This is a genomic window from ANME-2 cluster archaeon (genome assembly GCA_014237145.1).
In the GTDB taxonomy this organism is placed as follows: domain Archaea; phylum Halobacteriota; class Methanosarcinia; order Methanosarcinales; family Methanocomedenaceae; genus Methanocomedens_A.
This window is the reverse complement of the sequence record JAAXOC010000098.1, coordinates 1-14,032: the sequence shown is the minus strand read 5'-3', so window position 1 is coordinate 14,032 and position 14,032 is coordinate 1. Positions and strand designations below refer to the sequence as shown.

The following is a 14,032-nucleotide window of genomic DNA, read 5'->3' as shown; positions in this document are numbered from 1 at the left end:
ATTCTTGCTGAATCCGTTATCGAGTCAACGCTATGTTATAAGACAATTATGAAGCGGGCTTCAGACATGGATTTTTCGATGCTTTTGATAAAACCATCTGTCAAAAGCATCGAAAAATGTGGTTTCATATGCTGAAAAAATATATTTTAATAACAGGAAATTGCTGGAGAAAGGATTCACTCCAGAAACTAACAATGTGATGGAGCAGCTGTTCTCTTTGATAAAAGATGTTATGAATCAAGCCAGATCGTTTAAAATCGTTGACGTACTAGCTAATTTTTGTTATAATTTATTCTTATCAGTGAATAAGCGGTGTTTTAATACTGGCGTCTGGAGAGGTTTATCTCCTCTAAGTCGAGCTAAAATCAAGTACGGCTGAGATTTAATTATATTATTTGTCAATTGTCTTAGTGGTAACTATCTCATTTCACCTTGAAATTTTATACTGTTTGAGGACGTTGGATATTTTTGTTTATCATTTAATGAAGACAGTTGAAATATTTAGGTTAGATATGTTTGGTTTGGACGCATATTTGGTTCAACCAGAAGAAAATAAAAAGTCTCTACTTTATCAAAGGCAATCAATGGTCTTTATATGACTAAAGAGAAAATAATAGATAAGGTGAAAAATTATGAACGCAGAAAAATTGCTTGAACGCATCATTCTTGACCCCAATGTTATGACTGGAAAACCTGTGATCAGGGGAACAAGACTTACGGTGCAGTATATCCTGGGATTATTAGGACATGGCGCTTCTGTGGAGGAGATCCTTGACGAATACAAAGGATTAAACGAAGATGACATTAAAGCATGTTTGCTATTTGCAACAGAATCCCTTGAAAACACCACATTTATGCCTTTGACTGCAGGGGCCTGTTAGATGCGGTTCCTTGTGGATGAATGCACAGGGCTTGCGGTTGCACAGTGGCTGCGCCTGCAAAATCATGATGTGGTTTCGGTATATGATGAAATCAGGGGCGCGGATGATAAAGAGGTAATCAAGAAAGCCAGTGAGCAAAACCGGATACTGATCACAAACGACAAGGACTTTGCTGAGCTTGTTTTTCGGGAGAAAAAACAGCATAAAGGTGTGATACTTTTGCGTCTTGAAGATGAGAGAGCTGCAAACAAAATAGCTGTACTAAAACACTTGCTTGAAAAATATGAAAAATCACTCCCTGGAGATTTCATTGTTGTTACAGAAACAACTGTAAGAATAACGGGAAAGACATGAATCAAGAACACCAATTTTATAATTGAATTTCAACCGCGAGATAGAATTGTGTGTTTATACTTACCTACACGTTAAAAAAAGCCAATACAACAGACCGCTCCTCTGCACCATTTCAGAACCACTGGTCAAGAGTCTGCTGGCCCGCATCCGAAGCTTCCACCAACCTGCCTACCGCACCCTTCACCCGAACTTCGGAAAAATCATGCCTGTTACAGAGAAAATCAGTAATCTCAGACTCTTTAGGGGACTTCCACGAAATCTCATAATCAGAAATAACATCAGGATACAGGAAGAAGTCCTTGATCACCTGCAAATTCTCAATCTCCTCCCCCTTCTCAACCAGCACTGCCTCAATCCCACCGTGCTGCTTTATCAATTTCATAGCCGTTTTAGGTCCAACCCGCTTGATTCCGGGATTGTAATCAGTACCCACAAGCAAAGCAATATCGATCAACTGCTCCCTGGTGATGCCATTGGCAGACAATACATCCTCAAGATCAATGATCTCAGGATTCACATCAATATAGATATTCTTACGCGGAAGCTTGCGTTTTCCAGTAACGGTCAGGTTCCTTAACACCCTGGGTGCACCGAACAGCAGTGAATCATAGTCCTGGGATGCAGCAAAATCTGCATCTCCTGTCAGTGCCATATGGGCAGCCTGCGCCTCACCTTCCGAGGGAGCCTGCACCACAGGGATCCCCATAAATCTAAGCAAGGTCTTGGCATCTTCAACCATGCCCTCTTTCAGGTGTGACGAAGCCTGGGCATGTATAAAAGCTTCCTCCTCCTTACCCGCAGCAACTGCCTCTTTCCAGCGGTTCATGGCCTTATCCCTGGTCTTCGACCTCTCCTTCAGGGTCCGGGCCTTGAAATCCGGGGGCTTACCGTCGAATACAAATACCGGCTTGATGCCAGCTTCCACAAGGTTCGTGGTGCGGTACAAAAACCCTGATAGATGTGAGGTCACCTCACCCCTGGAATTCATCAGGGGCGTACCGTCCCTCTGCCTGATTATACTCAGGAACTGGTACAGGGTATTGAAAGCATCAATGGCCACCACCCTGCCTGCCAGGTCACTTAACTGGATCTCGTGTTTTTCAAAGATATCGCCCAATTCCACACCCATGTTCCCTACTCCAAAAATTTCTACAAGACTTATTTCCTAAACATTAGTAAAATATGATGCATCATCCCTCTGGTCGCTGATGGCCTTATATAGTGTTTCTTTATTCAGACGTTCGGGCTGGTAATATCTGCCGTTCACCTCTTCTGCTATCTCGCTGGCAAGTTTTGAACCGTGACTGCTCATATCCACAATAAGCACATGGATTCCTTCGCTTATCACATAATGCAGCACCATGGAAAGTTCCCTGCGGATATTGCCGCCCACTTCCAGGGGAACGTTGGACTTACCATCCGTTACCAGAACCATTATGGGAATCGTGGATGGGTCCTTCTTGATCTCATTGTGCAGGGAGTGCAGTCCCATCAGGATACCTGAAGCCAGCGGAGTGGTACCACCGAATGGAATTGTCTCAAGATATCGTTTTGCGCGTTCAACTGATGACGTGAAGGGTAGTACCAGTTCGCCTTTCCGGCCGCTGTACGTGACCAGCGATACCTTATCCCTCCGCTGGTATGCATCCTTTAATAACGCCACTATCACGCTGCGGGTGATATCCACCTTATCCATTTCATCCATGCTGCCGCTGGTATCCATCACAATATTAATAAGCGTGGCAATACGCCTGCGCCTGACCTTCTCCCTGTAATCGCTCTTCTTGACCCTGATCTTGCCATTCTCAGCATGCAATGCCGCCGCCCTGATGGTTGGGGCCACTGCAATATCGGTAACTTCGCCGTCAGGCAGGCGGGATCTCACATACCTGCCCCGTTTTCCTTTGGTCAGGACCTCTGCCCGCCTACCGCTCTTCATCTGGCCGATGACCAATTTCTTTTTTCGTGTTTTTGCAAAGTCACTGAGGATATTTCTTACGATCTTTTCATCTGATTTAGCCCCAATTTCCGTATCTTCAATTTCAGGTTCCTCCACAACTTCAAGCTTTTTATCACCCCGGGCTTGGTATACTGGTGCTATTAACTCGGGTGTTCTTGGTACCGGGGCCACATAGGTGGGTGTACGGTATATGGGAGTGCGATGGTCCATCTTTGTTACAGGTTGTGGTTCGATCACCTGAATCGCATCGGGTCTCTTACGTTTCGGGATAGGAACATCATCGAAAACCTCACAGAAAATATCGTATGGGTCCAGCACAACATAGGACTTGTCTGCTATAATATAGGCATGGATCACCTCATCCAGATGGATCTGGTCCTTTAAATCCACCAGCAGTTCTTTGATATAGTCAGAATCGTCATTGTCGAACTCATTGATCTCAGTTTTTGGTATCCTGATCGCCAGGAGGGGTTTGCCGATATGGAACACTTTAATGCCGTATTCCTTTTTCAGGTTACTTCGCATCCTCTCGGCAATGATATCGCTCATTTCTCCACCAGTCGTCTCAGCAGTTCGACGCTGAACTCTTCCTCCTCAAACGGCCGCTTTCTCATCCTGTGCGGCAGTACCATCTCGGCAGCTTCCACAATATCTTCATTGGTGACCCGGTCTCTTCCTTCGAATGCCGCATTGGTACGGGCGGTCCTCTCGATCATAATATCTGCCCTGTGTCCATCAACATTGAATTCTATACATATCTCGGCTATGGTCTGGAGATTATCCCTGGTCGTAACCACCCTTTGAAGCATCTGCTGGGCCTTTACTATCCGGGAATTTATACGGTCCTGTTCTGACTGGAACTCTTTCCTGAAACCATTAGGGTCGTCATTAAATCTATTGGTCTGCTCCACGATCTCTACTCTTTGTTCCAGGTCCTGGATACCCACCACCTCTACCTGGAGTGCTATCCTGTCCAGCAGCTGGGGCCGCAGTTCCCCCTCTTCAGGATTCATGCTCCCGACAATTATGAACTTGGCTGGATGGCTTACACTTACTCCTTCCCTTTCTACGGTGTTCACGCCCATGGCTGCCGCATCCAGGAGTGCATCCACTACAAAATCGTCCAGCAGGTTTATCTCATCCACATACAGGATGCCGCCGTTCGCCTCAGCAAGTATGCCTGGTTCATAGGCTTTGAGACCTTCGGTAACGGCCTTTTCTATGTCCAGGCTACCTACCACCCGGTCCTCTGTGGCACCCACGGGTAGGTCAACTACTTTCATGAGACGTTTTTCAGTAGTGATTGTCCCCTCATCTTTGCGTATCTGGCATTCCCAGCAGAATTTATCCTCGTCACGGGGATTGCAGCTATATGTACATCCCGAGACCACTTCGACCTCAGGCAGTATCTCAGCCAGACCCCTGACTGCAGTGGATTTGGCAGTCCCCTTCTGCCCCCTTATCAATACTCCGCCAATGGAAGGATTTATTGCGTTCAGGATCAGGGCACGTTTCATCCTTTCCTGGCCCACAATGGCTGTAAAGGGATACAATACCCTGTGGGTCTTGGTCTCGATCCTGGCTTTCATTATCTGTTTGGACTCGTCCACTTCCTCCACTTTCGGGACTTCCTGAATATTACCGTGAATACTGATCTTGCCCATTTTTATCGCCTCATTACTAATAAATAAAATATCTAAATGACATCGTGTAAAACAATGCTAATATTAAGACTAGGAGGGAAAGTGCGAAACATACAAACACTATTATCATGCGTCCGCCCCTTTCTTTTTTGGATACCGCATACGTCTCATAGATAGAGACCAACATTGTAATAAAGAAAAAAATTGCAGATATTATCAGCAGGGTCCCTACAACCAGGACAAATTGTGCTTCGAATGTAAGGTTTGCTTGAGGGTTTATTAAACTTAGCAAGAATTCTTTTCCTTTTGCTTCATATGCAGTGGTCACCATTATTACCACGTATAAAACATTACCCACACCCATAATGGCTGCAGATAAAGCAGCACTGAGTAATGTTATCAGCGAACCGATGTCAGGGATATCAAGGTCCATCTTCCATTCATTTTCCATTTATTTCACCTAATTTCGATCTGATAAGAATCATTATATTAATATATCTACTTGATATTAAGATATTTAGTTAATAAGTTGATATTAAGATATTTACTTAAATGATACAATTTTGATAATTATTATTTATCTCTTGATCTGCATAAAACCAATCGAAAACATTATAAATAAGTTGTTGCTAATATAATTAATATTGGGGCATTAAACGGCATCGTATCCATCCCCTCCGATCCGTCAAGCCCCATTCCTTTTCATATATGGTTTTTATTTAATCAATGTGCCGTTTTCCACTTTATTTTCAGGCTGCAGCAGCACTGCCCCGGCTGCATCAGCGGCAAGTATCATTCCCATGGATTCCACGCCGAACAGTTTGGCAGGTTTCATATTTGCCAGCAGGACAATTTGCCTGCCCACCAGTTCATCGGCCACATGTGTCAGGGCAATACCTGCCACCACCTGTCTTGGGATATCCTCTCCGATATCGACCTGGAGTTTTACTAATTTATCAGACCCTTTAATGGCTTCGGCAAAAACTATGGTCCCTGTCCTGATATCCATTCTATTGAATTCCTCAAATGTAACAACGGGGACCTGCGGTGCGGCCTTTTCCTCTTTTGCCATTGCTTCGGCTATTCGTTTGTTCATAATAACCTCCATCTCGTCTATCTTCTTATCATCTATCTTTGTGAACAGGATTGCAGGTTTTGGCAGGGACCTTCCCGATTCCAGTTCCACCAGCCCTTCGTCATACCTCATCTGGCTGACATCGCCTTCCAGCCCCAGGTGAACCCACGCCTCATTCATCTTAGCTGGTATAACAGGCTCACACAGCAGTACCAGTGCCTTTGCGACCTGGATGCAGTCCTTGACCACCCCTGCACAGGCATCCGGGTCATTTTTGATCAGGTGCCAGGGCTCGTTTGACTGGAAGTATGTATTACCGTATGCGGATAGACCCATTATTATGTCAATTGCCTTCTTGAACTCATATTCTTCCATGGCTTCGGTCACTTTACGGATGGTGCTGCGTATCTCATCCAGCACATTGTCGGATACAACTCCCTCAGGTACCCCACCAAAATTCTTATGCGTAAAATGCAGCGTACGGTAAAGGAAATTTCCCAGTGAACCTACAAGTTCGTTATTTACTTTTTCCTTAAACACCTTCCATGAGAAGTTCAGGTCCTTGGTGTGTGATGTGTAGCTGGCCAGGTAATAGCGCAGCAGGTCTGGGTGGAATCCATGATCCAGGTAGTCATCGTTCACCCAGACCACATAACCCCTGCTCTTACTGAAGGTCTTATCATCGATCTTTACCATGCCCGAGGCCACTACCGCATGGGGTAGTGAATAATCTGCACCCTTTAACATTGCCGGCCAGAATATGCAGTGATGGTATGCTATATCCAGGCCAATGAAGTGAATGATACTGGAATCACCCTGCCAGATATGTTTCCAGTCCAATCCGGCATTATTGCAGTACTCTTCTGTAAATGAGATATATCCTATTGGGGCATCTACCCATACATATACTACCAGTTCGTCATGGCCTGGGAACCTCACGCCCCATTCAAGGTTGCGTGTGATGCACCAATCCCTGAGTTCCTTATTCACCCATTCCCTGGCATAGTTGCGGGCATTGGATGTCCCTCCCAGGGTTTCCAGGTATTCCAGCAGGAAATCCTTGAATGATGATAATCTAAAAAAGAAGTGTTCCTGTTCCCTGTATTCTGCCTTGTTCCCACATATCTTGCATATCGGTTCCAGTATCTCCCCTGGCTCCAGGTGCCTGTTGCATCCCTGGTCGCATTCGTCACCTCTTGCAAGTGATTCACAGTAGGGGCAGATACCTTCCACATAACGGTCAGGTAGAGATCTTTCACAATGGCTGCAGTATGCCAGGTCGATCGTTTTGGGATATACATAATTGTTCTCGATCAACCTGTTAACAATATCATTAGTACGGTTGTGGTTCACAGCCCCGTCTGTAGTGCCGAAGAAGTTGAACCGGATGCCCAGTTTCTTAAATACTTCGTCAAAATGATGGTGGTATTTCTCTATGAGTTTACTAGGAGTGGTATTTGTCTGTTCGGCACTGACAACTATAGGTGTGCCGTGGGTATCTGAACCGCATACAAAAATGGTTTTCAGTCCTTGCTTATGCAGGGACCTGACAAAGATGTCGGCAGGAATGTATGTACGCAGGTGTCCTATATGGCATTCACCGTTGGCATACGGCAGTCCGCAGGTGACCAGGACGGGCTTATCAACAGGGATATTTGACATTGATCTTGAATCCTCCATAATAACAGTATGTTTAAAGTAATATGCTTAATGTGATATGATGCTCATGAATGAATGTTAATTCTAAAATATGTTTCCCTGATTAAATAAATGGGCATGAATAACAAGGTGAAGGAAGACCGATGCTGACAAAACGGATAATACCGTGTCTGGATGTTACCCTTGATGAGGCTGGCGGTTGTGTGGTCAAGGGGATCGAGTTCGAAGACCTGCGAAGGGCAGGCGACCCGGTTGAACTAGCCAAGGAATATAACCTCCAGGGAGCTGATGAACTGGTCTTTTTGGATATTACTGCATCCCATGAGGGGCGTTCCACTATGATCGATGTGATAGAGCGCACTGCCGATGAGGTGTTCATCCCGCTGACCGTGGGCGGGGGCATTAATTCGATTAAGGATATCAAGTCCTTACTGCGTTCGGGCGCAGATAAGGTATCTATTAATACGGCAGCAGTTAAGCGCCCGGCCCTGATAAGTGAGTCGTCGAAGATATTTGGTTCCCAGTGTATCATAACAGCGATCGACTGCCGCCGGAATCCGGATATTGAAGATGGCCGGGATAAGACCATCATCGTTCTGGAGGACGGCACGCCTGCATGGTATGAGGTGGTTATATACGGGGGCCGCACCCCTACTGGTATTGATGCACTCAGGTGGGCCAGGCAGGTGGAAGGGCTGGGTGCAGGTGAGATCTTGCTGACCAGTATGGACAGGGACGGTACGTATTACGGATATGATCTACCAATTACCAGGGCTGTATCTGATGCGATCAATATCCCGGTGATCGCCTCGGGAGGGGCGGCAGGGCCTGAGCACATGTTCGATGCGTTTGTGGATGGGCATGCAGATGCGGCGCTGGCTGCCAGCATATTCCATTTCGGTGAATACTTGGTGGGAGATGTCAAGGATTATCTGGATGATAAAAGCGTACCTGTTAGAATAGTTCATTGAACCAGAGCGTGAAATCCGGGGCTTTACTTCGACAATATGTGTACTCTATTTCGTTGGTCACAATGGAGCTGAATGCTTGTTTTGACTAAAATCCGACCAAAAAAGATTTAAAAGGGTAATAACTTATAGATTACTTATAATCCGTATGACGGGATTAAGAGGGTGATGAAACCGATTGCGGCAATTGTCGAATCCAATGGGTTCGCAATGATGCAGGCGGATCAGTGTCTCCGGTAGGCTGCCTGAGGGGGGCTTATGAGGCACATTCAATACGGTCACTCTAATAGAAACCCGCATCAGCGGGTAGATATAACCAATAAAATTAATTTGGAGGAAAAGAAATGAATAAGAAAATAACCGCAGTAACATTAACTGCTCTTATGGTGCTTACCATGTTCACGGCAATGGTGCCAGCGGCATCGGCTGCTAAAGAAGTGGCAGCACCGTATGAGTTTATTTGTGCCGTCAATACTACTCAGGATGGTGCTGGTCTTTCATGGCTAAATGCATCATCTAAGAATAATCCGAGTATTCTTTACTATGATTTGGATGACAATGAAGGTAAAGAGAACATAACCATGCCTATCTTTGATAATTTGACTGTTCCAAAAGGTGAATTAATATATAGTACACTACCTTGGACTGATGATGAAGGTTATGAATATATAGCATGGAGTGGTGCTAAATTTGCCGTTGTTGACACGGGTAACGACTGGATTATCAGTGAAAAACTTGTTGATGAGGATGATGATGATGATCATCTTCTGAGAGTAGGTGAATCACTGTCCCTTACTGGTGGCTGGGCGATCACTGCCTTGGAGATTGATGTTGACGGTAAAAAGTCATGGCTATCACTGACTAATGATGGTGAAGAAGTTGAAAATATAGTTGTCACTGAAGGAAATGACTTCACTTACGAGGAAGACCTTGGTGCTTCTGACGATTCCGAAGTCATGAATTTCACAGTAGAGACTGTTTTCGCTGGTATGAACACCAATCTGGTGAAGATAAACAACATAGATTTAATCTCCACAGATACCGTTGAAGTCGAATCTGGCGACGAAGATTTGTTTAATGACTTCGAAGTTGATGCTGATGGTACCAAAATAGAGATAATAAATAAAGACGACGATATTACATTTTCTGAGGACGATGTTACTGATATCATGGACTTTGCAGTTAGGGTTAACGAAGATGGTAATCTTGTAGCTTTAGCAAGGATAATCACTGAACCTGGAACTTATGAGTTGATTGGAGCTGTTAATGGTACTCAGGATGGTGCTGGTCTTTCATGGCTAAATGCATCATCTCGGAACAACCCAAGCATTCTTTACTATGATTTAGATGACAATGAAGGTAAAGAAAATTTAACCATGCCTATCTTTGATAATTTGACTGTTCCAAAAGGTGAATTAATATATAGTACACTACCTTGGACTGATGATGAAGGTAATGAATATATAGCATGGGCCGGTGCTAAATTTGCCGTTGTTGACAAGGGTAACGACTGGATTATCAGCGCGAAACTTGTTGATGAAGATGACGATGATGATCATCTTCTGAGAGTAGGTGAATCACTGTCCCTTACTGGTGGCTGGGCGATCACTGCCTTGGAGATTGATGTTGACGGTAAAAAGTCATGGCTATCACTGACTAATGATGGTGAAGAAGTTGAAGATGTAGTTGTCACTGAAGGAAATGACTTCACTTACGAGGAAGACCTTGGTGCTTCTGACGATACCGAAGTCATGAATTTCACAGTAGAGACTGTTTTCGCTGGTATGAACACCAATCTGGTGAAGATAAACAACATAGATCTAATCTCCACTGATACCGTTGAAGTCGAATCTGCCGACGAAGATTTGTATAATGACTTCGAAGTTGATGCTGATGGTACCAGAATAGAGATAATAAATAAAGACGACGATATTACATTTTCTGAGGACGATATTACTGATATCATGGACTTTGCAGTTAGGGTTAATGAAGATGGAAATCTTGTAGCCCTTGCTCAGGAAGTTATCGTCGGCGGTGGCGCAGTAGCAACCGAAGCCCCAACAGTAGTTGGAACCGAAGTGGCTACAGAGGAACCAACTAACGTAACCGGAGTTGAACCTGGAGCACCGACCGAAGGACCTACTGATGCTGTTGAGACTGAAGTCCCCACAGAAGTGCCTACAGAAGATAAGGTGCCAGGATTTGAGGCTGTGTTCGCTATAGCAGGTCTGCTTGCAGTGGCCTATCTGGTACTGAGACAGCGCGAGTAAATCAACAATACAGATGAAGGGGTGTTTTTTAATCCCTTCAATTTCTTTTTTTTTAACGAAATTCAATCGTCAACATTAATCAATTATAACAAGTGGAATCTTTATGTATAATCCAAAAAAAACAGTAGCTTCTATTCTATTAATTTCAATTATATTATTATCTGGCTGTATCGAAGATACAGATACTGAGATCATTGACAATTCAGATAATACTTCAGCAGGTATAGACCAGGACAATTTTAGCCTTGATTCAATGGTCATGGTAGAGAATTTGCCTTCTGGATATGAATATTTAGGATCACTTCCAATCACTGATTATAATGAATTTTCTGAAAAGATTATCGAATCAAAAGAAGGTGCTTATCGGGATGAGGATAATTTAGATGTGTTTTTAGATATTATTGAACTGGATTCAGACTCATCAGCAACTGAATTTATTTTCAACTATAAATCCCAGTATGAACAGTTATCTACGGGTGATCGTTTCACCAATGTCAATTTCAACGACCATGCTGCTACAAGAATAAAAACTTACACATATAGGGCTGGAAATCAATTACCCAAATACCAGATCATCTGGAATAATGGTAACATCGTTTTCATTGTCAGAAGTAATTCCAATCTTGAAAGTTCTGCCATGAACCTTGCCATAGCCACAGGTTACTAATTTATTGGCTATATTCTGCAACTCTTCAATATAAGTATAAAAAAAGATATGTAGTATAAGTATCCACATTATTATAAAAAATAAGGTGTCTACTATGGTTATGAAAAGTACAATATTATTAAAATATATATTAATCGTTCTACTATATATTTCAAGTTCCTGTCTTTTAGTCCAGGCATGGGAAGACAAAGATTTGACATACTGGACTGATGAAAAGTCAGATAAATTATATTGGGGAGAGACTTTTGACAATGATATCTATACAGTTGAAGCATATGATTTTCCAAGAACTGGTATAAAAGGCCAGATAGGGACACCATATGTTGGAGTAAATCTTTATAAAGACGGGGAGTTGGTTTATAGCGATAGTATGCTTACGTTTGATTTTTTTAAGTATGATGGTGAAGTATTAGTTAAAGTAGTAGACTTGATGCCAAACAGTGATATTCACTGGCAGGACGATACCTATGAACCCTGGGCAAAAATAGAAATAGCACTTCGCGGTCTTCCTGATCTGGATATTGATGTTGAAACCGAAAAGAGTGATGACAAGGATACTTTCAAGTTAACTAATTCCAAAATACCTGTTACTATCAACATCAAAAATGAAGGCGATGCACCGCTTGAGGATGTTGATATTTACATTGATACGGATGGACTTGAGTTTTATTCATTTACCACAAGTACAAAGACTCATCATACTGAGGATATAATCGAAGATGGAGCATCGATCACAGAAATTTCATTTGAGTTGGAGATACCTTCACACATGAAAGATACTGAATATAACATCAGCGTAAATGTGACTGGTATTGACCAAAAGGATGAGATGCATAATTTCACAGATGGTAAGGAAATAACAGTCCTGAATATGATCAATATCACCAAGACTACTAAATCCGAAATTTTCATGACCGATACAGCCTTTGTGCAATTGATCATAAGAAATGACGGCGCTTACGCAGTAAATAATATCGAATTGAGGGATTCTATTCCCAATTATTTTGAACTGGTCGGAAGCTCCCCGCTACAGTGGAATTTTAATATGGCTCCCGGACAGAATCGGGATTTCAAATATACTATCAAACCGATCAAGCCAGATATGGACGGTTATGATCTTCCTGCTGCAGACGCGACATGGGAAGTGGGCGGCATAGAGTATGACCAGACATGTACCAAGCCTGAAATCATTGTACACGGCTCAAAGATCCTGCTTGAGAAGACTGTAAGTCCCACACAGGTTGAGCGTAACGAAAATGTAACAGTAACTATCAAAGCCACAAATGTGGGTGATGTTAAAGCCAGTGTAGAGATTTTTGACAACGACCTATTACCGGATAATGTCACTATTGTCAGCGGAGAAACCTATACCAAATCACCAAAGATAATAGGTGAGGAGAACAGCATCAGCCTGACCTATATTATAAGTGCAAGTGAAAACGGTACATATGAATTACCTCAGGCAACGGCAAAATTCCATGACCTCCAGGGCTATCACAGTGAGGAGATATCGGCTTCACCTGAATTCATAGCAGGTAGTCCCCCACTTCTCCCAGGCGAGACTCCACGGCCTGGCTATACCCCTACACCTACACCTACACCTACACCGGTCCCGTCACCGACCAGGGAACAGCCTGGATTTGGTATACTGGCAGGTCTGATGGGTTTGTCGATGGCTGTACTGCTGGCACTGCGCAGGTAAGTAAAAAAAGATTGGAATTGGTTTAATGGTAGAAAAAACCAGGATACTTGAGCTCATCAGATCCCGCAGGAGTATCAGGGAGTTTTTGGTTGACCATGTTGAAGACAGCATGGTCGAAGACATACTGGAAGCAGGGCGCTGGGCTCCTTCAGGCCTCAACAACCAACCGTGGCGTTTTGTGGTAGTAAAGGACAGGGAGATTGCAGGGTCACTTGCAGGATGTACCAGATACAGCACAATTGTACACAGTGCACATTTGCTTATTGCTGTATTCCTTGACAGGGATGTGATGTATGATCATACAAAGGATATCCAGGCATGTGGTGCAGCCATACAGAACATGTTGCTGGTGGCACACGGTATGGGATTAGGTGCTGTGTGGCTGGGAGAGATACTGAACCAGAAGAATGAAGTTGGGGATATTCTAAATGCACCAGAATCCCTGGAACTTATGGCGGTGATTGCTATTGGCTATCCTGCAGCAGATAGCAGCAGGTCAAGTGGACGTTGGGAGATATCAGAGATCACGTCTAAGGAAAGATTTGGTAATCCATGGAAGTAGGATATCTATAAAACCCCACAGTTACATTTATATTTATATTTATATTTATATTTATATTTATATTTTTCTTGAGATCATTATAGCGGCCAGGATTATACTGGTTGCAAAACCGACAAGCCCGATGGTTTCAAAACCAGGTTCTTTCTGGCCCAGCACCAGCATGGTTATAGATGCAATCAGGAGAACAGTCAAAAACATGTTCTGAAAAATAGAGATTATGAACCTTCGGTTCTCAATGGCATTTTCCTGTTTAGCTACATTCGCCTCCTTAAACATCTTCACACTTTCAAA

General features: G+C 43.5%; 13 protein-coding genes. 7 read left to right on the top strand and 6 right to left on the bottom strand.

Annotated elements, in window-relative coordinates:
* Positions 1 to 632: 632 nt before the first annotated feature.
* Together HF974_13495 and HF974_13490 are read left to right on the top strand one after the other, a co-directional pair.
* Complete coding sequence (locus HF974_13495) at positions 633 to 881, top strand: DUF433 domain-containing protein (protein MBC2699316.1); 249 nt, start codon at positions 633 to 635, stop codon at positions 879 to 881.
* Positions 882 to 1,235, top strand: a complete 354-nt coding sequence (locus HF974_13490) for a DUF5615 family PIN-like protein (GenBank protein ID MBC2699315.1) — start codon at positions 882 to 884, stop codon at positions 1,233 to 1,235.
* A gap of 112 nt (positions 1,236 to 1,347) precedes the next feature.
* On the opposite strand, the gene HF974_13485 is transcribed toward HF974_13490, so the two are convergent.
* The 5 genes from HF974_13485 to metG form a co-directional block, all read right to left on the bottom strand.
* Positions 1,348 to 2,364 (bottom strand): flap endonuclease-1, encoded by a 1,017-nt coding sequence (locus HF974_13485; protein MBC2699314.1) that lies wholly within the window; start codon positions 2,362 to 2,364, stop codon positions 1,348 to 1,350.
* 36 nt (positions 2,365 to 2,400) lie between these two features.
* Positions 2,401 to 3,744, bottom strand: a complete 1,344-nt coding sequence (locus HF974_13480) for a VWA domain-containing protein (GenBank protein MBC2699313.1) — start codon at positions 3,742 to 3,744, stop codon at positions 2,401 to 2,403.
* Positions 3,741 to 4,784, bottom strand: coding sequence for an AAA domain-containing protein (locus tag HF974_13475; GenBank protein ID MBC2699312.1), 1,044 nt, complete (start codon positions 4,782 to 4,784; stop codon positions 3,741 to 3,743). Before HF974_13475 ends, HF974_13480 begins: the two co-directional genes overlap by 4 nt.
* A 91-nt stretch (positions 4,785 to 4,875) precedes the next feature.
* Positions 4,876 to 5,289 carry a hypothetical protein gene (locus HF974_13470; GenBank protein MBC2699311.1) on the bottom strand — a complete coding sequence of 138 codons (414 nt, stop codon included), beginning with the start codon at positions 5,287 to 5,289 and terminating at the stop codon, positions 4,876 to 4,878.
* Between the two features lie 264 nt (positions 5,290 to 5,553).
* Positions 5,554 to 7,575: a methionine--tRNA ligase gene (gene metG, locus HF974_13465; GenBank protein MBC2699310.1), complete on the bottom strand. Its 2,022-nt coding sequence runs from the start codon at positions 7,573 to 7,575 to the stop codon at positions 5,554 to 5,556.
* 140 nt (positions 7,576 to 7,715) lie between these two features.
* Here metG and hisF point away from each other — a divergent pair, with 140 nt between their 5' ends.
* From hisF to HF974_13440, 5 genes are all read left to right on the top strand, one after another.
* A complete protein-coding gene (gene hisF, locus HF974_13460; GenBank protein MBC2699309.1) occupies positions 7,716 to 8,543 on the top strand; it encodes an imidazole glycerol phosphate synthase subunit HisF in 828 nt (275 codons plus the stop codon).
* A gap of 341 nt (positions 8,544 to 8,884) precedes the next feature.
* On the top strand, positions 8,885 to 10,810 hold the full coding sequence (locus tag HF974_13455) for a PGF-CTERM sorting domain-containing protein (GenBank protein ID MBC2699308.1): 1,926 nt from the start codon (positions 8,885 to 8,887) through the stop codon (positions 10,808 to 10,810).
* A gap of 103 nt (positions 10,811 to 10,913) precedes the next feature.
* On the top strand, positions 10,914 to 11,477 hold the full coding sequence (locus HF974_13450) for a hypothetical protein (protein MBC2699307.1): 564 nt from the start codon (positions 10,914 to 10,916) through the stop codon (positions 11,475 to 11,477).
* A gap of 100 nt (positions 11,478 to 11,577) precedes the next feature.
* Entirely contained in the window at positions 11,578 to 13,179 is a 1,602-nt protein-coding gene (locus tag HF974_13445) for a hypothetical protein (GenBank protein ID MBC2699306.1), read from the top strand.
* A gap of 25 nt (positions 13,180 to 13,204) precedes the next feature.
* Positions 13,205 to 13,741: a nitroreductase family protein gene (locus HF974_13440; protein MBC2699305.1), complete on the top strand. Its 537-nt coding sequence runs from the start codon at positions 13,205 to 13,207 to the stop codon at positions 13,739 to 13,741.
* A gap of 57 nt (positions 13,742 to 13,798) precedes the next feature.
* On the opposite strand, the gene HF974_13435 is transcribed toward HF974_13440, so the two are convergent.
* A partial coding sequence (locus HF974_13435; GenBank protein MBC2699304.1) for a hypothetical protein occupies positions 13,799 to 14,032 on the bottom strand: 234 nt, incomplete at its 5' end.